At 60.2% G+C, this 19,551-nt stretch carries 17 protein-coding genes; 1 reads left to right on the top strand and 16 read right to left on the bottom strand.

Going from position 1 to position 19,551, the window contains the following annotated elements; genetic code table 11:
- Positions 1 to 2 precede the first annotated feature (2 nt).
- From NMA58_RS06785 to rpsL, 8 genes are all read right to left on the bottom strand, one after another.
- Entirely contained in the window at positions 3 to 296 is a 294-nt protein-coding gene (locus NMA58_RS06785) for a 50S ribosomal protein L23 (RefSeq protein WP_003547550.1), read from the bottom strand.
- Positions 293 to 913 (bottom strand): 50S ribosomal protein L4, encoded by a 621-nt coding sequence (gene rplD / locus NMA58_RS06780; RefSeq protein ID WP_004674918.1) that lies wholly within the window; start codon positions 911 to 913, stop codon positions 293 to 295. The genes NMA58_RS06785 and rplD overlap by 4 nt, the downstream gene beginning before the upstream one ends.
- A 13-nt stretch (positions 914 to 926) precedes the next feature.
- Positions 927 to 1,568, bottom strand: a complete 642-nt coding sequence (gene rplC / locus NMA58_RS06775) for a 50S ribosomal protein L3 (RefSeq protein ID WP_004674916.1) — start codon at positions 1,566 to 1,568, stop codon at positions 927 to 929.
- Between the two features lie 33 nt (positions 1,569 to 1,601).
- Positions 1,602 to 1,910 (bottom strand): 30S ribosomal protein S10, encoded by a 309-nt coding sequence (gene rpsJ / locus NMA58_RS06770; protein WP_003547547.1) that lies wholly within the window; start codon positions 1,908 to 1,910, stop codon positions 1,602 to 1,604.
- A 307-nt stretch (positions 1,911 to 2,217) separates the two neighbouring features.
- Complete coding sequence (tuf, locus tag NMA58_RS06765; RefSeq protein WP_011424970.1) at positions 2,218 to 3,393, bottom strand: elongation factor Tu; 1,176 nt, start codon at positions 3,391 to 3,393, stop codon at positions 2,218 to 2,220.
- A 67-nt stretch (positions 3,394 to 3,460) separates the two neighbouring features.
- Positions 3,461 to 5,560, bottom strand: a complete 2,100-nt coding sequence (gene fusA, locus NMA58_RS06760) for an elongation factor G (RefSeq protein ID WP_085777820.1) — start codon at positions 5,558 to 5,560, stop codon at positions 3,461 to 3,463.
- Positions 5,561 to 5,589: 29 nt separating this feature from the next.
- Positions 5,590 to 6,060: a 30S ribosomal protein S7 gene (rpsG, locus tag NMA58_RS06755; protein ID WP_004669085.1), complete on the bottom strand. Its 471-nt coding sequence runs from the start codon at positions 6,058 to 6,060 to the stop codon at positions 5,590 to 5,592.
- A gap of 78 nt (positions 6,061 to 6,138) precedes the next feature.
- Positions 6,139 to 6,510, bottom strand: a complete 372-nt coding sequence (gene rpsL, locus NMA58_RS06750; RefSeq protein WP_003547537.1) for a 30S ribosomal protein S12 — start codon at positions 6,508 to 6,510, stop codon at positions 6,139 to 6,141.
- Between the two features lie 496 nt (positions 6,511 to 7,006).
- Here rpsL and NMA58_RS06745 point away from each other — a divergent pair, with 496 nt between their 5' ends.
- On the top strand, positions 7,007 to 7,300 hold the full coding sequence (locus NMA58_RS06745) for a transcriptional regulator (RefSeq protein ID WP_085777819.1): 294 nt from the start codon (positions 7,007 to 7,009) through the stop codon (positions 7,298 to 7,300).
- 100 nt (positions 7,301 to 7,400) lie between these two features.
- Here NMA58_RS06745 and rpoC read toward each other — a convergent pair whose 3' ends face one another.
- From rpoC to secE, 8 genes are all read right to left on the bottom strand, one after another.
- Positions 7,401 to 11,609, bottom strand: a complete 4,209-nt coding sequence (gene rpoC, locus NMA58_RS06740) for a DNA-directed RNA polymerase subunit beta' (protein ID WP_085777818.1) — start codon at positions 11,607 to 11,609, stop codon at positions 7,401 to 7,403.
- 186 nt (positions 11,610 to 11,795) lie between these two features.
- The gene (rpoB, locus tag NMA58_RS06735; protein WP_085777817.1) at positions 11,796 to 15,935 is read right to left on the bottom strand and encodes a DNA-directed RNA polymerase subunit beta; all 4,140 of its coding nucleotides are present in this window, start codon (positions 15,933 to 15,935) and stop codon (positions 11,796 to 11,798) included.
- A gap of 259 nt (positions 15,936 to 16,194) precedes the next feature.
- Positions 16,195 to 16,578 (bottom strand): 50S ribosomal protein L7/L12, encoded by a 384-nt coding sequence (rplL, locus tag NMA58_RS06730; protein WP_011424974.1) that lies wholly within the window; start codon positions 16,576 to 16,578, stop codon positions 16,195 to 16,197.
- A 56-nt stretch (positions 16,579 to 16,634) separates the two neighbouring features.
- Positions 16,635 to 17,153, bottom strand: a complete 519-nt coding sequence (gene rplJ / locus NMA58_RS06725; protein WP_183706679.1) for a 50S ribosomal protein L10 — start codon at positions 17,151 to 17,153, stop codon at positions 16,635 to 16,637.
- 331 nt (positions 17,154 to 17,484) lie between these two features.
- On the bottom strand, positions 17,485 to 18,186 hold the full coding sequence (rplA, locus tag NMA58_RS06720; RefSeq protein ID WP_011424973.1) for a 50S ribosomal protein L1: 702 nt from the start codon (positions 18,184 to 18,186) through the stop codon (positions 17,485 to 17,487).
- A 4-nt stretch (positions 18,187 to 18,190) separates the two neighbouring features.
- A complete protein-coding gene (gene rplK, locus NMA58_RS06715; RefSeq protein ID WP_009985507.1) occupies positions 18,191 to 18,622 on the bottom strand; it encodes a 50S ribosomal protein L11 in 432 nt (143 codons plus the stop codon).
- A 176-nt stretch (positions 18,623 to 18,798) separates the two neighbouring features.
- On the bottom strand, positions 18,799 to 19,329 hold the full coding sequence (gene nusG / locus NMA58_RS06710; RefSeq protein ID WP_007791989.1) for a transcription termination/antitermination protein NusG: 531 nt from the start codon (positions 19,327 to 19,329) through the stop codon (positions 18,799 to 18,801).
- A gap of 17 nt (positions 19,330 to 19,346) precedes the next feature.
- On the bottom strand, positions 19,347 to 19,547 hold the full coding sequence (gene secE / locus NMA58_RS06705) for a preprotein translocase subunit SecE (protein WP_003573826.1): 201 nt from the start codon (positions 19,545 to 19,547) through the stop codon (positions 19,347 to 19,349).
- Positions 19,548 to 19,551: the final 4 nt, after the last annotated feature.

The following is a 19,551-nucleotide window of genomic DNA, read 5'->3' as shown; positions in this document are numbered from 1 at the left end:
CCTCAGAGACCGGTGGAGACGTCGATCGTCTGGCCTTCAGCCAGCGTCACGACAGCCTTCTTCACGTCCTTCTGCTTGCCGACGAAACCGCGGAACCGCTTGGTCTTGCCCTTACGCAGCAGAGTGTTGACGGCCGTAACCTTGACGCCGAACAGCGCCTCGACAGCAGCCTTGATTTCCGGCTTTGTCGCCTGCTTGGCGACATTGAAAACAACCTGGTTGTTTTCAGATACCAGCGTGGACTTTTCGGTGATCGCCGGAGAGACGATCACATCGTAGTGGCGAAGATCGGTCACTTGAATCGCTCCTCTAGCGCTTCAACCGCAGCCTTGGAAAGCACGAGCTTGCCGCGGCGCACGATGTCGTAAACATTGATGCCCTGGATCGGCAGAACATCGATGTTCGGGATGTTCTGCGCTGCAAGCTTGAAGTTGCCGTCAAGCTCTGCACCGCCGATGAAGAGGGCGTTGGTCAGGCCGAGCGTCTCGAAAGCAGACGCGAGAGCCTTGGTCTTGGCTTCAGCTGCGACCAGGTTGTCGATGACGATGACGTCATCGGCCTTGATCTTGGCCGAAAGGGCATGGCGAAGGCCGAGTGCGCGAACCTTCTTCGGAAGGTCGTGCTCGTGGCTGCGAACGACCGGGCCATGGGCCTTGCCGCCGCCGCGGAACTGCGGAGCGCGAGCCGAATGGTGACGGGCGCGGCCCGTACCCTTCTGCTTGTACATCTTGGCGCCGGTGCGCGAAACCTCAGCGCGGCCCTTTGCCTTGTGCGTGCCCTGCTGCTTCTTGGCAAGCTGCCAGCGGATAACGCGGGCGAGAATGTCTTCGCGGGGCTCGAGGCCGAAAATCTCGTCCGAAAGGGAGACCTTCCCGGCGTCTTTTCCCTCGAGGGTCTTGACGTTCAATTCCATTGATCTGGCTCCCTTACTTCGCGGCCGACTTGACGGCGTCGCGCACGATGATCCAGGCACCCTTGGAACCGGGAACAGCACCCTTGATCAGGATCAGACCGCGATCTTCGTCGGTCGAAACCACTTCCAGGTTCTGCGTCGTGACGCGCGTCTGGCCCATGTGACCAGCCATCTTCTTGTTCTTGAAAACCTTGCCCGGATCCTGGCGCGAGCCGGTCGAACCGTGCGAACGGTGCGAAACCGACACACCGTGCGTGGCGCGCAGACCGCCGAAACCGTGGCGCTTCATGGCGCCGGCAAAACCCTTACCGATGGTCGTACCCGTCACATCGACGAGCTGACCGGCGGCAAAGTGACCCGCCTTGAGCTCCGTGCCGATCTCCAGCAGATTGTCTTCCGACACGCGGAATTCTGCGAGCTTGGCCTTCGGCTCGACGTTGGCAACGGCAAAGTTGCCGCGCATCGCCTTCGACGTGTTCTTTACCTTCGCCTGGCCGGCACCGAGCTGAACTGCGGTATAGCCATTCTTTTCGACAGTGCGCGTGGCAACGACCTGGCAGCCGTCCATACGCAGTACCGTTACCGGGACATGCTCGCCGGCGTCGTTGTAGACGCGGGTCATTCCCACCTTCTGTGCAATCACACCTGAACGCATCGGTTCAATCCTTCCAACTCAGCTCGAGCAAGCTCAGAGCTTGATCTCAACATCGACACCGGCGGCGAGATCGAGCTTCATCAGCGCGTCTACCGTCTGCGGGGTCGGGTCTACGATGTCGAGCAGGCGCTTATGCGTGCGCATCTCGAACTGTTCGCGGCTCTTCTTGTCGATGTGCGGGGACCGGTTGACCGTAAACTTCTCGATGCGGGTCGGAAGCGGAACGGGGCCCCGGACGCTTGCACCGGTGCGCTTCGCCGTCGACACGATCTCGCGCGTGGAAGCATCGAGAATCCGGTGATCGAACGCCTTCAGGCGAATGCGGATATTTTGGCCGTTCATTCGACGTTATCCTTGTGTTTGTTTTCCACATGTCTCTCAACAAGACACGGGTTGTTCTTTCTTCCTAAGGCGGACCACCGGTTTCAAAGATCGAGAGGGCGCCGATGCCCGGCGTCCCTATCCAGTCTTCAGGGCCTTCTAGCCCACCTTATTTGCTTGTTCAGTCACCGCTTCGTCGTCCAAAGCGGCACGCAAATCGCGCTCGCGCGCCATTTGCTACATTTCTGTGTAATAAGCAAGCGGCTTACGCCGCCTGCATCATAATATTGTCATCGAATCGGCCACCCCACCGGAGTGGCCGAATGAATTACTCGACGATCGAAGCGACGATACCGGCGCCGACGGTGCGGCCGCCTTCGCGGATAGCGAAGCGCAGCTTTTCTTCCATCGCGATCGGAACGATCAGCTCGACGTCAACCGTGACGTTGTCGCCCGGCATGACCATTTCCGTGCCTTCCGGCAGCGTGACGATGCCGGTCACGTCCGTCGTGCGGAAGTAGAACTGCGGACGGTAGTTGGTGAAGAACGGCGTATGACGGCCGCCCTCTTCCTTCGTCAGGATGTACGCTTCTGCCTTGAACTTCTTGTGCGGCTTGACGGAGCCCGGCTTGCACAGGATCTGACCACGCTCGACGCCGTCACGGTTCACACCGCGGATCAGCGCGCCGATGTTGTCGCCGGCCTGGCCCTGGTCGAGCAGCTTGCGGAACATTTCAACGCCGGTCACCGTCGTCTTCGAGGTCGGGCGGATGCCGACGATCTCGACTTCTTCACCAACCTTGATGATGCCACGCTCGACGCGGCCGGTCACGACCGTACCACGGCCCGAGATCGAGAACACGTCTTCGATCGGCATCAGGAACGGCTGGTCAACCGGACGCTCCGGCGTCGGGATGTAGGAGTCAACCGCTGCCATCAGCTCGCGGATCGCGTCTTCGCCGATCTTCTTGTCGGAATCTTCAAGAGCAGCAAGCGCCGAACCCTTGACAACCGGAATGTCGTCGCCCGGGAAGTCGTAGGACGACAGAAGTTCGCGAACTTCAAGCTCGACCAGCTCGAGAAGCTCGGCGTCGTCAACCTGGTCGACCTTGTTCAGGAACACAACGATCGCCGGAACGCCGACCTGGCGGGCGAGCAGGATGTGTTCGCGCGTCTGCGGCATCGGGCCGTCAGCAGCCGAGCAAACCAGGATCGCGCCGTCCATCTGCGCCGCACCGGTGATCATGTTCTTCACGTAGTCGGCATGGCCGGGGCAGTCGACGTGCGCGTAGTGGCGGGCCGGCGTCTCATACTCGACGTGCGCCGTCGAGATCGTGATGCCGCGCGCCTTCTCTTCCGGAGCCGCGTCGATCTGGTCGTACGCCTTGAACTCACCGAAGTACTTCGTGATCGCTGCCGTCAGAGACGTCTTGCCGTGGTCAACGTGGCCGATCGTGCCGATGTTGACGTGCGGCTTGTTGCGCTCAAACTTACTCTTTGCCATTTTCGGCTCTCCGTTTTGCTAGTCCCGAGGGGGTCTAATTCTTGTTATCGGTCAATTGGTATTCCGGTCACTTCTGACCGGAATACTTTGCCTGGATTTCGGTTGCGACGTTCGACGGGACCGGCGCGTAGTGATCGAAGGTCATCGTGTACTGAGCACGGCCCTGCGACATGGAGCGCAGGTTGTCGACGTACTTGAACATGTTGGCCAGCGGAACGTTGGCGCTGATGACAACCGCAATACCACGGCTTTCCTGACCCTGGATCTGGCCACGGCGGGAGTTGAGGTCGCCGATAACATCACCGACATAATCTTCCGGGGTGACGACCTCGACCTTCATCATCGGCTCGAGGAGCTGAGCGCCGGCCTTCTTGGCTGCTTCACGGAAGCAAGCGCGAGCAGCGATTTCGAACGCCAGGACCGAGGAGTCGACGTCGTGGAAGGCGCCGTCGATAAGCGTCGCCTTGACGCCCAGCATCGGGAAGCCAGCCAGCGGGCCGGAAGACAGAACGCTTTCGATGCCCTTCTGAACGCCCGGGATGTATTCCTTCGGAACGGCACCGCCGACGATCTTGGATTCGAACTTGAAGTCTTCGCCTTCCGGGTTCGGTTCGAAGATGATCTTGACGCGTGCGAACTGGCCGGTACCACCGGTCTGTTTCTTGTGCGTGTAGTCTTCTTCGGTCTGGCGCGTGATGGTTTCGCGGTAAGCAACCTGCGGCGCACCGACGTTTGCTTCGACCTTGAACTCGCGGCGCATGCGGTCGACGATGATGTCGAGATGCAATTCGCCCATGCCGGCGATGATCGTCTGGCCGGATTCCTGGTCCGTCTTTACGCGGAAGGACGGGTCTTCAGCTGCCAGGCGGTTGAGCGCGAGGCCCATCTTTTCCTGGTCGCCCTTGGACTTCGGCTCGATGGCGATCTGGATGACCGGCTCGGGGAATTCCATGCGCTCGAGGATAACCGGCTTCAGCGGATCGCAGAGCGTATCGCCAGTGGTGGTTTCCTTGAGGCCGGCGAGAGCAACGATGTCGCCTGCGAAGGCTTCTTCGATGTCTTCACGCGAGTTGGAGTGCATCTGCAGCATGCGGCCGACGCGCTCGCGCTTGTCCTTGACCGTGTTCAGAACCGAAGAGCCCTTTTCGAGCTTGCCGGAATAGATGCGTGCGAAGGTGAGCGAACCGACGAAGGGGTCGTTCATGATCTTGAACGCCAGCATCGAAAGCGGCTCGGCGTCGTCTGCGTGACGCTCGATATCAGCTTCGGTCTTGAAGTCGATGCCCTTGATCGCCGGGATGTCGAGCGGCGACGGCAGGTAGTCGACGACGGCGTCGAGCAGCGGCTGAACGCCCTTGTTCTTGAAGGCGGTGCCGCAGAACATCGGATGGAACTTGACGTCGATGGTGCCGCGGCGAACGAGTTCGCGGATCTTGTCGTTGTCGGGCATGTTGCCTTCAAGGTAGGCTTCCATCGCAGCTTCGTCGATCTCGACAACCGTCTCGATCAGCTTTTCGCGATATTCTTCAGCCTTGGCCTTCAGGTCATCCGGGATTTCGACGACGTCCCACTGGGCGCCGAGCGATTCGTCGCGCCAGATCAGGGCGTTCATCTCGACCAGGTCGACAACGCCCTTGAAGTCGCTTTCAGCGCCGATCGGCAGCTGCATGACGACGGCGGTGGCGCCGAGGCGGGTTTTGATCATCTCGACCGAGCGGTAGAAGTCGGCGCCGGTCTTGTCCATCTTGTTGCAGAAGATCATCCGCGGAACATGATACTTCTCAGCCTGGCGCCAGACGGTTTCCGTCTGCGGCTCAACGCCGGCGTTGGCGTCGAGCAGCGCGATGGCACCGTCGAGAACGCGCAGCGAACGCTCGACTTCGATGGTGAAGTCGACGTGGCCGGGAGTGTCGATGATGTTGAAGCGGCGCATCTTGCCGTCACGGCCCTTCCAGAAGGTCGTGGTGGCAGCAGAGGTGATCGTGATGCCACGCTCCTGCTCCTGCTCCATCCAGTCCATGGTGGCTGCGCCGTCGTGGACTTCGCCGATCTTGTGCGACTTGCCGGTGTAGTAAAGGATACGCTCGGTAGTCGTCGTCTTGCCGGCGTCGATATGCGCCATGATACCGAAATTGCGGTAGTCTTCGATCTTATATTCGCGAGCCATTGTGGACTGCCTTTCGATACCGTTCGGAATTACCAGCGATAGTGCGAGAACGCGCGGTTGGCGTCAGCCATCTTGTGCGTGTCTTCGCGCTTCTTGACGGCGGAGCCGCGGTTGTTGGACGCATCGAGCAGTTCGCCGGACAGACGGTCGATCATGGTGGTTTCGTTGCGCTTGCGGGCAGCGGCAATCAGCCAGCGAATGGCGAGAGCCTGGCGGCGCTCCGGACGGACGTCGACCGGAACCTGGTAGGTCGCACCACCGACGCGGCGCGAGCGGACTTCAACGTGCGGGGCAATGTTGTCGAGCGCAGAATGGAAAACCGAAAGCGGCTCCTGCTTGGACTTGCCCTGGACGGCGTCGAACGCACCGTAGACGATGTTTTCAGCAACGGACTTCTTACCATCGAGCATGATGGCATTCATGAACTTGGTCACGACGAGGTCACCGAACTTCGGATCCGGATTGATCTCGCGCTTTTCTGCTTTATGACGTCTGGACATACTTTTCGTCTCTTCAACCGTTAAGGCGCTTTATCACGCGGAGGACCTCGCGCAGCGCCGGATTATTCAAAATCCGAATTACTTCGGACGCTTCGCACCGTACTTGGAGCGACGCTGCTTGCGGTTCTTGACACCCTGGGTATCGAGAACGCCGCGGATGATGTGATAACGGACACCCGGAAGGTCCTTTACGCGGCCGCCACGGATCATGACGACGGAGTGTTCCTGAAGGTTGTGACCTTCGCCGGGGATGTAACCAATGACTTCGAAGCCGTTGGTCAGGCGGATCTTTGCGACCTTACGCAGAGCCGAGTTCGGCTTCTTCGGCGTGGTCGTGTAGACGCGCGTGCAAACGCCGCGCTTCTGCGGGTTCTCCTGGAGAGCGGGAACCTTATTACGCTTTACGTTCGCCTGGCGAGGCTTGCGGATCAGCTGGTTTACGGTAGGCATTCAACCATCCCTTACGTTTATCTCAGTACCCTTGCGGGCTTGAACTCACGCCGTCTCCGGCAATGACGCATGCTTTCCGTCAATGCGCAAAATATGGCCCGATCCGCTTCCGCAGATGGACCACAAGGAGCAGAGGACGCATAAAAACCTGCGTCATGCGTGCAGCATCATGACTTCAACGTGCGTTTAGAACCTTGTTTGAGGTGAATTTCAGGGCGCGTCGCCCCGAACAGCCAAGCCTCACATGGGATCTGATGGGCGGGGTACTACTGGTTTCCACCCGTTCCGTCAAGGCCAGTTAAGAAATAAACTTGGCCGCATCACCTTGATATGCGGGCCGAACGCCCTGTTTTCATCCTTCTAGACGCATTCAGGGACGTGCGCCAAGATAAAAACTTGGGCCTTGCAGCAAAAGCGGTTAAGGAATCAGCGATTGCGGCGTTAGGTCCTCTCAGCGGATTCGACAATGCGAATCTCCAGGAACCGAGGACAGGCGATGATCACGACACCTGATAACGACAATAATTTCGACGGGCCGATGATCTTCATCATCATCGGCAAAGGTTATGAGTCCGAGGCCAGCGAAGGCATCGACCTGCACATCCTGCTGAAGGCGCCCGATGACGACACCGCCGTGCGCGAAGCCTTGAACGCTCTTGCCGAGGAGGGTTTCATCGAGGCCGACCTCGACCAGATCGGCATGCTGACCGAAATTCCGGCGGAAGAGCCGCACGCCTCGGCGTATCAGGGTGCGGTTGATGGCGAGGTCGCGATCATCCGGTTCAACTGACGGGAACGCCCTCCCTCCCCCGATCAATTAGAGGCTAGCACAAACGAAAACCGCCCAGATCGCTCCGGGCGGTTTTCAATTCGTGGACCTCAGCTGCGGATTATTCCGCAGCCGGGGCGTTTTCGGCCATGTCCTGCAGCATCGGGGTGGCGACCGCTGCCCCAGTGCCCTTGCGGCGCTCTTCGAGGATGAGCTCGTCGCGCGACGTGGCGATGCGGCGGATCTGGGTCATGGTGCCGCCGGTGCCGGCCGGGATGAGGCGGCCGACGATGACATTTTCCTTCAGCCCCTGCAGGCCGTCGGTCTTGCCGGCGATAGCAGCTTCCGTCAGCACCTTGGTCGTTTCCTGGAAGGACGCGGCCGAGATGAAGGACGGGGTCTGCAGCGACGCCTTGGTGATGCCGAGAAGGACCGGCTCGCCGCTGGCGGGCTTCTTGCCCTGCTCGATCAGGTGGTCGTTGACGTCCTCCAGCTCGATCCGGTCGACGTTGTCGCCGACGATGTAGGTCGAGTCGCCTGCATCGGTGATCTCCACCTTCTGCAGCATCTGACGGACGATCACTTCGATGTGCTTGTCGTTGATGACGACGCCCTGCAGACGATAGACTTCCTGGATTTCGTTGACCAGGTAGGAAGCGAGAGCCTCCACGCCCTTGATCGCCAGGATGTCGTGCGGAGCCGGGTTACCGTCGAGGATGTAGTCACCCTTTTCGATATAGTCGCCGTCCTGAAGGTGGAAGGGCTTGCCCTTCGGGATCAGGTATTCGACAGGCTCGACACCGTCTTCCGCCGGTTCGATGATGACGCGACGCTTGTTCTTGTAGTCGCGGCCGAGGCGGATCGTACCATCGATCTCTGCGATGATGGCGTGGTCCTTCGGACGGCGCGCTTCGAACAGTTCGGCAACACGCGGCAGACCACCGGTGATGTCCTTGGTCTTAGCGCTTTCGAGCGGCGAACGGGCGAGAACGTCACCCTGGGAGACTTTCGTGCCCGGCTCGACCGACAGAATGGCGTCGACCGAGAGCAGGAAGCGGGCGTCACCACCGCGGGACAGCTTCGCGACATTGCCGCTGGCGTCCTTGATGACGATCGCCGGCTTGAGGTCCGAACCGCGCGGGGTCGAACGCCAGTCAATGACCTGACGCTTGGTGATGCCGGTGGATTCGTCGGTCGCTTCCAGAACCGAGAGACCATCGACGAGGTCTTCGAACTGAACGGTACCGGCAACTTCCGTCATCATCGGACGGGTGTAAGGATCCCACTCCGCCAGGCGCTGCCCGCGCTTGACCTTGTCACCTTCGTCAACGTGCAGCTTCGAACCGTAGGCGACACGTTGCGAAGAGCGCTCGACGCCACGCTCGTCCAGGATCTGGACGGTCATGTTGCGGCCCATGGCAACGAGGCTGCCTTCGGAGTTGCGCAGCACGTTGCGGTTCTTGATCTGCACCGTACCTTCGTACGAGGCTTCCAGGAACGACTGGTCGACCACGGTTGCCGTACCGCCAAGGTGGAAAGTACGCATGGTGAGCTGGGTTCCCGGCTCGCCGATCGACTGAGCGGCGATGACGCCGACGGCTTCGCCCATGTTGACCGGCGTACCGCGCGCGAGGTCGCGGCCATAGCAGACCGAGCAGACGCCCGTCTGGATTTCGCAGGTCAGCGCCGAGCGGATGCGGATCGACTGGATGCCAGCCTTCTCGATCTCGATGACATCGGGCTCGAGGATCATCTTGCCGGCATCGACGATGCGCTCGCCCGTCACCGGATGATCGATGTCGTCAAGCGCCGTGCGGCCGAGGATACGGGCGCCGAGCGAGGCGACGACCTGGCCGGCATCGACGATGGCGGTCATGGTCAGGCCGGTTTCGGTGCCGCAATCGACGTGCGTGACGATGCAATCCTGCGCGACGTCGACAAGACGGCGGGTCAGGTAACCGGAGTTCGCGGTCTTCAAGGCGGTGTCTGCCAGACCCTTACGGGCGCCGTGCGTCGAGTTGAAGTACTCGTTGACGGTCAGGCCTTCCTTGAAGTTGGAGATGATCGGCGTCTCGATAATTTCACCCGACGGCTTGGCCATCAGGCCGCGCATGCCGCCCAGCTGGCGCATCTGGTTCGGAGAACCGCGGGCGCCGGAGTGGCTCATCATGTAGATCGAGTTCATCGGCTTCTGACGGCCGGTGTTCTCGTCGAATTCGACCGCCTTGATGCGCGCCATCATTTCTTCGGCGACCTTTTCGGTCGCCTTGCCCCAGGCGTCGACAACCTTGTTGTACTTTTCGCCCTGGGTGATGAGGCCGTCATTGTACTGCTGCTCGTATTCCTTCACCAGGTTTTCGGTGTCGGCAACGATCTTCGCCTTGGTGGCCGGGATGACCATGTCGTCCTTGCCGAACGAAATGCCGGCGCGGCAGGCATGGGCGAAGCCGAGCTGCATGATGCGGTCGCAGAAGATGACCGTGTCCTTCTGGCCGCAATGGCGATAGACCGTGTCGATCATCTTGGAGATGTTCTTCTTGGTCATTTCCTGGTTGCAAATGTCGAAGGGCACCTTGCCGTTCTTCGGCAGCAGTTCGCCGATAAGCAGACGGCCGGGCGTCGTCTCATAGATCTTGGAGTAGGGCTTGCCATCCTCGCCGATCGACTTGAAGCGGCCGCGGATCTTGGTGTGCAGCGTGACGACCTTGTTTTCCAGCGCGTGATGCAGCTCGCCGAGATCGGAGAAAGCCATGCCTTCGCCCGGTTCGTTCTGGTTCAGGATCGACAGATAGTAGAGGCCGAGAACCATGTCCTGCGAGGGAACGATGATCGGCGCGCCGTTTGCCGGGTGCAGGATGTTGTTGGTCGACATCATCAGCACGCGGGCTTCGAGCTGGGCTTCGAGCGACAGCGGCACGTGAACAGCCATCTGGTCACCGTCGAAGTCGGCGTTGAAGGCCGTGCAGACGAGCGGGTGCAGCTGGATGGCCTTGCCTTCGACCAGGGTGGGTTCGAAGGCCTGGATGCCCAGGCGGTGCAGCGTCGGTGCGCGGTTCAGGAGAACCGGATGTTCGCGGATGACCTCGTCGAGGATATCCCAAACTTCCGGCTTTTCCTTTTCAACCAGCTTCTTGGCCTGCTTGACGGTCGAGGAGTAACCCTTGGCGTCCAGCCGGGCATAGATGAACGGCTTGAAGAGCTCGAGCGCCATCTTCTTCGGAAGACCGCACTGATGCAGCTTCAGTTCCGGACCGGTGACGATGACCGAACGGCCGGAATAGTCGACGCGCTTGCCGAGCAGGTTCTGACGGAAGCGGCCCTGCTTACCCTTCAGCATGTCGGACAGCGACTTCAGCGGGCGCTTGTTGGCGCCGGTGATGACGCGGCCGCGGCGGCCGTTATCGAAGAGCGCGTCGACAGATTCCTGCAGCATGCGCTTTTCGTTGCGGATGATGATGCCCGGAGCGCGCAGTTCGATCAGGCGCTTCAGACGGTTGTTACGGTTGATGACGCGGCGATAGAGATCGTTCAGATCCGACGTCGCGAAACGGCCGCCGTCGAGCGGAACGAGCGGGCGCAGATCCGGCGGGATGACCGGAACGACCTTCATGATCATCCATTCCGGACGATTGCCTGACTCCATGAAGTTCTCGACGATCTTCAGGCGCTTCATCAGCTTCTTCTGCTTGAGATCCGACGTCGTGTCGGCAAGCTCGGAGCGCAGATCGCCGGCGATCTTTTCGAGGTTCATCGAGGCCAGCATCTCGTAGATCGCCTCAGCGCCGATCATCGCGGTAAACTGGTCTTCGCCGTATTCGTCGACGGCGAGCATGTACTCTTCTTCCGTCAGGAGCTGGTGCTCCTTGAGCGCGGTCAGGCCGGGCTCGGTGACGATGTAGTTTTCGAAATAGAGAACGCGCTCGACATCCTTCAGCGTCATGTCGAGCAGGGTCGAGATGCGCGACGGCAGCGACTTCAGGAACCAGATGTGGGCAACGGGAGCGGCGAGCTCGATATGGCCCATGCGCTCACGGCGAACACGCGACAGCGTGACTTCGACGCCGCACTTTTCGCAGATGATGCCCTTGTACTTCATGCGCTTGTACTTGCCGCACAAGCATTCGTAATCCTTGATCGGGCCAAAGATGCGTGCGCAGAACAGACCGTCGCGTTCCGGCTTGAACGTACGGTAGTTGATGGTTTCCGGCTTCTTGATCTCACCGTAGGACCAGGAGAGGATCTTCTCCGGAGACGCGATCGAAATCCGAATGGAATCGAAATTCTGTGCAGGCACCTGCGGATTGAAAAGATTCATGACCTCTTGGTTCATGCCTGTCTCCTTCATGGGCTAAAGCGCCCTCAAAATGCGATGGCCGGCGGCAATTCCCGGGAGCCGCCTCCCTCGCTTAAACGAGAATAACCGCAAGATGCGGCGAAACTTCCCTTCCGGGCCGACAGATGCGGCTCCCGGCGGGACCGACGTGCGCCGCATTGGCAGCGCACGCCCTATCAATGTTTACTCGGCCGCGTCCGGCAGCTGGGTTGCCTGCGCTTCGTCGAGCTTGGTGTTCTCGAGCTCGACGCTGAGGCCCAGCGAGCGCATTTCCTTGACGAGAACGTTGAAGCTTTCCGGAATACCGGCTTCGAACGTGTCGTCTCCGCGGACAATGGCTTCGTAGACCTTGGTGCGGCCGGCGACGTCGTCCGACTTCACCGTCAGCATTTCCTGCAGCGTATAGGCGGCGCCATAGGCTTCGAGCGCCCAGACTTCCATTTCGCCGAAGCGCTGACCGCCGAACTGCGCCTTGCCGCCCAGCGGCTGCTGGGTCACGAGCGAGTAAGGGCCGATCGAACGGGCATGGATCTTGTCGTCGACCAGGTGGTTGAGCTTCAGCATGTAGATGTAGCCCACGGTCACCTGGCGGTCGAACTGCTCGCCGGTACGGCCGTCATAGAGCGTCGACTGGCCGGTGTCCTTGAGACCCGCCAGACGCAGCATGTCGTTGACGTCACCTTCGTTAGCGCCGTCGAAGACCGGCGTTGCGATCGAAACACCGCGCTTCCACTGGTCGGCGAGACGCAGAACGGACTCATCGTCGAAGTCCTGGACCTGTTCGGCCTTGGGACCGTCGCCCACGACATCGCCAATGGTCTTGCGCAGTGGCTCGATGTTGCCATTGGCTTTATACGCTTCGATCAGTTCGCCGATCTGGCGACCCATGCCGGCGCAAGCCCAGCCCAGGTGCGTTTCCAGGATCTGGCCGACGTTCATGCGCGAAGGCACGCCGAGCGGGTTCAGAACGACGTCGACATGCGTGCCGTCTTCGAGGAACGGCATGTCCTCGACAGGCACAATGCGCGAGACCACGCCCTTGTTCCCGTGACGACCGGCCATCTTATCGCCCGGCTGGATCTTGCGCTTCACGGCAACGAAGACCTTGACCATCTTCATGACGCCCGGAGGCATTTCATCGCCGCGCTGGACCTTCTCGACCTTATCCATGAAGCGCTGTTCGAGGCGCGACTTGGACTCGTCGTACTGGCCGCGGAGCGCTTCGAGTTCGCTCTGCACCTTTTCGTCCTCGACGGCGAACATCCACCACTGCGAGCGGGGATATTCGGAGACGACGGCGTTCGAAAGCTCGGTGCCCTTCTTGAAGCCCTTCGGACCGGCAATCGAGACCTGGCCGCGCAGCATGTCGATCAGACGACCATAGACGTTACGGTCGAGGATCGCCTGCTCGTCGTCACGGTCCTTGGCGAGACGCTCGATCTCTTCGCGTTCGATCGCCATCGCGCGCTCGTCCTTCTCGACGCCATGGCGGTTGAAGACGCGAACTTCGACGATCGTGCCATAGGTGCCGGGCGGCATGCGCATGGAGGTGTCGCGCACATCGGAGGCTTTTTCGCCGAAGATGGCGCGCAGAAGCTTTTCTTCCGGCGTCATCGGGCTTTCGCCCTTCGGCGTGATCTTGCCGACGAGGATATCGCCCGGCTGAACCTCGGCGCCGATATAGACGATGCCGGCTTCGTCGAGGTTCTTCAGCGCTTCTTCCGAGACGTTCGGAATATCGCGGGTGATTTCCTCGGGGCCGAGCTTGGTGTCGCGCGCCATCACTTCGAATTCCTCGATGTGGATGGAGGTGAACACGTCGTCGGCAACGATGCGCTCAGAGAGCAGGATCGAGTCTTCGTAGTTGTAGCCGTTCCAGGGCATGAACGCGACGAGCGCGTTGCGGCCGAGCGCCAGGTCGCCGAGATCGGTCGACGGACCGTCGGCGAGAATATCGCCACGGTTGACGACGTCACCAACGGTGACCAGCGGACGCTGGTTGACGCAGGTGTTCTGGTTCGAACGCTGGAACTTCTGCAGGCGGTAGATATCGACGCCGGACTTGCCGGCTTCGAGGTCCTCCGTGGCGCGGATAACGATACGCGTCGCGTCGACCTGGTCGACGACGCCGCCGCGGCGGGCGCCGATGGCGGCACCGGAGTCACGCGCGACGACCGGCTCCATGCCGGTGCCGACGAACGGAGCTTCGGCACGCAACAGCGGCACGGCCTGACGCTGCATGTTCGAGCCCATGAGGGCGCGGTTGGCGTCGTCGTTTTCCAGGAACGGGATGAGTGCCGCAGCAACCGAAACGACCTGCTTCGGCGAAACGTCCATCAGGTTCATGCTGTCGCGGGGCGCGAGCATAACTTCACCCGCGTGACGGCAGACGACGAATTCGTCGACGAAGGAACCGTCAGCGTTCAGTTCGGCGTTGGCCTGCGCGACGTAGTACTTCGCCTCTTCCATGGCGGAGAGGTAGAGCACGTCGTTCGTCACCTTGCCGTCGACGATGCGCCGGTACGGGCTCTCGATGAAGCCGTATTTGTTGACGCGGGCAAAGGTCGCAAGCGAGTTGATCAGACCGATGTTCGGGCCTTCCGGCGTTTCGATCGGGCAGATGCGGCCATAGTGGGTCGGATGCACGTCGCGGACTTCGAAGCCCGCGCGCTCGCGGGTCAGACCGCCCGGACCAAGGGCCGAAAGGCGGCGCTTGTGGGTGATTTCCGACAGCGGGTTGACCTGGTCCATGAACTGCGAGAGCTGCGAGGAGCCGAAGAATTCGCGGACGGCTGCGGCAGCCGGCTTGGCGTTGATCAGGTCCTGCGGCATGACCGTGTCGATTTCGATAGAGGACATGCGTTCCTTGATCGCACGCTCCATGCGCAGCAGGCCGAGACGGTACTGGTTCTCCATCAGCTCGCCGACCGAGCGGACGCGACGGTTGCCGAGGTTGTCGATGTCGTCGATCTCGCCCTTGCCGTCGCGCAGCTCGACCAGCATCTTGACCACGGCCAGGATGTCATCCTTGCGCAGGATGCGAACGGTGTCCTCGACGGAGAGGTCGAGGCGCATGTTCATCTTGACGCGGCCGACGGCAGAGAGGTCGTAACGCTCCGCATCGAAGAACAGCGAGTTGAACATGGCCTCGGCCGATTCCATGGTCGGCGGTTCACCCGGGCGCATGACGCGATAGATGTCGAACAGAGCGTCCTGACGGTTCTCGTTCTTGTCAGCCGAAAGCGTGTTGCGGATATAGGCGCCGACATTAATGTGGTCGATGCCGAGAACCGGGATCTCGTCAAAACCGTTTGCGAGGATGACGGCAAGCGTCTTCTCGTCGATCTCGTCGCCGGCCTCGAGATAGATCTCACCCGTCGAGTAGTTGACGATATCCTCGGCAAGGTAGTTACCGTAGAGATCGTCGTCGCCGGCCTTCAGCGCCTTCAGGCCCTTATCGGAAAGCTGGCGCAGCAGGCGCGGCGTCAGCTTCTTGCCGGCTTCCACTACGACTTCGCCGGTATCGGCGTCGACCATCTCGGTGATTGCCTTGGCGCCCTTCAGCGTTTCCGGCTTGAAGGGAATGCGCCAGCCTTCGCCGTCGCGCTTGTAGAGCGACTTCGTGTAGAAGGTGTCGAGGATTTCCTCGCCGTCCATGCCGAGCGCCATCAACAGCGACGTGACGGGGATCTTGCGGCGGCGGTCGATGCGGGCGTAGACGATGTCCTTGGCATCGAATTCGATATCGAGCCAGGAGCCGCGATAAGGAATGACGCGGGCGGCGAAGAGCAGCTTGCCGGAAGAATGGCTCTTGCCCTTGTCGTGGTCGAAGAAGACGCCCGGCGAACGGTGCATCTGCGAGACGATGACGCGCTCGGTGCCGTTGACGATGAACGTGCCGTTGTTCGTCATGAGCGGCATGTCGCCCATGTAAACGGACTGTTCCTTGATGTCCTTGATCGACTTTGCGCCGGTATCCTCGTCGATATCGAACACGATGAGACGGAGAGTGACCTTCAGCGGCGCGGCATAGGTCAGGTCGCGCTGGCGGCACTCGTCAACGTCGAACTTCGGTGGTTCGAATTCGTAAGATACGAACTCCAGCATCGAGGCGCCGGAGAAGTCGGTGATCGGGAAAACAGACTTGAAGACGGCCTGAAGGCCTTCGTCAGGGCGACCGCCCTTCGGCTCTTCAACCATCAGAAACTGGTCGTAGGACGCCTTCTGAACCTCGATGAGGTTCGGCATTTCTGCGACTTCGGGGATCTTACCAAAAAACTTGCGTACGCGCCTGCGACCATTGAACGAAAGGGTCTGAGCCATCGTCGCTCCTTCAAAAATTGCATCCGGGCCTGCAACGGACGGGAACCGATGGCCAGTCGACCCCGCCGATCAATGAGTAGTTCAACCTCGTCCCACCTCCCGAAATAGCCAGGCCGGATTGCCTTGGCGCTTCGGTTCGAGACCATGCTCTTGAAGAACCCATTACCCAAAAGCCGTTTTCACGCGGCTTTTGGGTAATTCGTTCAGGAAAACGGCAAATGGGAGGCAGTAAATGCCGCCTCCCACGTGCAGTTCAAGATTACTTGACGTCGGCCTTTGCGCCTGCGTCTTCAAGCTTCTTCTTGATGTCGGCGGCTTCAGCCTTGGAAACGCCTTCCTTGACAGCCTTCGGAGCGCCTTCGACGAGGTCCTTGGCTTCCTTGAGGCCGAGGCCGGTGATGGCGCGGACTTCCTTGATGACGTTGATCTTGTTGGCGCCGGCATCCGTGAGGATGACGTCGAACTCGGTCTTTTCTTCTTCAGCCGGAGCAGCTGCGCCGCCTGCAGCGCCGCCAACGGCAGCAACAGCTACCGGAGCAGCGGCGGAAACGCCCCACTTTTCTTCAAGAAGCTTCGACAGTTCTGCAGCTTCCAGAACGGTCAGCGAGGAGAGGTCTTCAACGATCTTTGCGAGATCAGCCATTTTCTAGTTCCTTTTGTTCGGTTCGAACTGTTGAGTATGTACAGCGAAAAACCGCCTTAAGCGGCTTCGTCCTTCTTGGCGTAGGCCGAGAACACGCGAGCAAGCTGGCTTGCCGGTGCTGCAACAACGCCTGCAATGCGGGTAGCCGGGGTCTGGATCATGCCCAGCAGCTTCGCACGCAGTTCGTCCAGCGAAGGCAGGGTCGCAAGCGACTTGACACCTTCGGCGTTCAGCGTTGTCGTACCCATGGCGCCGCCGAGAACCACGATCTTGTCGTTGGTCTTGGCGAAATCCATGACGACCTTCGGAGCGATGATCGGATCATTGCTGTAAGCAATGAGGGTCTGACCCTTGAAGAGATTGGAAATCCCTTCCGCTTCCGTACCCTGAAGGGCAATTTTGGCCAGGCGGTTCTTCGCGACTTTGACGGTGCCGCCAGCAGCGCGCATCTTCGAACGAAAATCGTTCATCTGTGCGACTGTAGCACCAGCATAGTGGGCCACGACAACCGAGCCCGAAGCCTTGAAGACTTCGTTCAGTTCCGTGACGAATTCGCGTTTTTCCGCTCTTTCCACTGCCTATCTCCAGTTGGCGGGACCGTTGGAAACGGACCCACCGGGTTGCCTTTTGCCCCCTGGGATCAAAAGAGATCCCAAGCGACGCTTGAGGATCCTGTCCCCTCGCGCTCCGCGCCAATCAAGGCTGAAGAGGCACAAGGCATCCAAGGCTCGAACCGAGTTCCAAGAAGCGAACTTCATGCAATTCGGGTCTTACCCGTCTCATGCAGGCCAAGTGATTAAGGGAAAACCACCTGCAATCTCGGACAGGATTCCGGATTTCTCCGGAATATTCCGGCCCCTTGCGAGGCCGGAAATTCAGCGACCGGGCCGAAGCCCGGCCATAAACTTATGCAGTCGGAGCCGCGGTGACCGAGCCGACTTCGATCTTGACGCCCGGCCCCATGGTCGAGGAAATCGCCACGCGCTTGACGTAATTGCCCTTGGCGCCAGCCGGCTTCGCCTTGATGACGGCGTCGGCAAAGGCCCGGATGTTTTCTTCCAGAGCCTTGGCGTCGAAAGAGGCCTTGCCAATGCCGGCATGGACGATACCAGCCTTCTCGACGCGGAACTCGACGGCGCCGCCCTTAGAAGCCTTGACGGCTCCGGCGACGTCCATGGTGACGGTTCCGACCTTCGGGTTCGGCATCATGCCGCGCGGGCCAAGAACCTTACCGAGACGGCCGACGAGCGGCATCATGTCGGGGGTGGCGATGCAGCGATCGAATTCGATCTTGCCGCCCTGGACGATTTCGACGAGGTCTTCGGCGCCAACGACATCGGCACCGGCAGCCTTGGCTTCGTCAGCCTTGGCGCCACGAGCGAAGACGGCGACGCGAACCGTACGGCCGGTGCCGTTCGGCAGGTTGACGACGCCGCGAACCATCTGGTCCGCATGACGCGGGTCAACGCCGAGGTTCATCGAGACTTCGATGGTCTCGTCGAACTTTGCGACAGCCCGTTCCTTGACCATGCCGATGGCGGTTGTCAGAGCGTAGAGCTTGGTGGGATCAACACCTTCGTTGATCTTGCGTGTGCGCTTGCCTGCCATGGTCTTAACCCACCACTTCCAGGCCCATGGCACGGGCAGAGCCCTCGATCATCGCCATTGCGCCTTCGATATCCGCTGCGTTCAGGTCCTTCATCTTAGCTTCCGCGATCGTCTTGATCTGAGCCTTGGTGAGGGTACCGGCCTTTGCGCCCTTGCCCGGGGTCTTGGAACCGGAGGTGATCTTCGCTTCCTTCTTCAGCCAGTAGCTGACCGGAGGCTGCTTCATCGCGAAGGTGAAGGACTTGTCCTGGTAATAGGTGATGACGACCGGAATCGGCATACCCTTTTCCATTTCCTGCGTGGCGGCGTTGAACGCCTTGCAGAATTCCATGATGTTAATGCCACGCTGACCAAGCGCCGGGCCGATCGGCGGGGACGGGTTCGCCGATCCTGCCTTGACCTGAAGCTTGAGCTGGCCTGCAACTTTCTTAGCCATATCTCTCTGCCTTTCATGAACGGCCGGTTGCCCGGCCCGTGATGCCGGATCGCTCCGGCGGCTGCGGTTGCGTGGTGCGGATCAATAGGGTCCGGCTAAGACCCCTCACCTTCCACGCGGATGCGGACTAGGTCCGCCGGAAACAGACCTAAAAAGGCCAGCCTCCAAATCTGCAATCAGACCTTCTCGACCTGAGCGTATTCCAGCTCGACCGGTGTTGCGCGGCCGAAGATCGACACTTCCACCTTCAGGCGCGAACGCTCTTCGTCCACATCCTGAACCGTGCCGTTGAACGAGGCGAAGGGACCATCGGAAACGCGGACCTGCTCGCCGATCTCGAAGGTAACGGATGCCTTCGGCCGCTCGACACCTTCCTGAACCTGGCCGAGAATACGCTCGGCTTCATAATCCGGAATCGGAACGGGTTTATTGTCGGAGCCGAGGAAACCCGTGACCTTCGGCGTATTCTTGATCAGGTGGTAGGCCTCGTCCGTCAGATTGGCGCGAACCAGGACATAACCCGGGAAGAACTTGCGCTCGCTATCGACCTTGCGGCCGCGACGCACTTCCACAACCTTTTCGGTCGGCACGAGGATCTTCTCGAACAGGTGCTCAAGCCCCTTCTGGCGAGCCTTGTTCTCGATGTCTTCAGCTACCTTCTTTTCAAAATTCGAGTACGCGTGGACGATGTACCAACGTGCCGCCATTTTCATCTCCACCCGTATCAGTTGCCGGTATTGAGCACGAAGCTCAGGACCCAGCCGATCAGCTGGTCAGCGGCAAAGAAAAACAGCGCGGCAAATACCACCATCACCAGCACCATGACCGTCGAGATCATCGTCTCGCGGCGCGACGGCCATGTGACCTTGGACGTCTCGGAGCGAACCTGCTGCAGAAACGCAAATGGATTGGATTTGGATGCCATCGAC

The organism is Rhizobium sp. YTUHZ045 (assembly GCF_051124255.1).
Taxonomy (GTDB): domain Bacteria; phylum Pseudomonadota; class Alphaproteobacteria; order Rhizobiales; family Rhizobiaceae; genus Rhizobium.
This window is presented reverse-complemented; position numbering and strand designations above follow the sequence as displayed.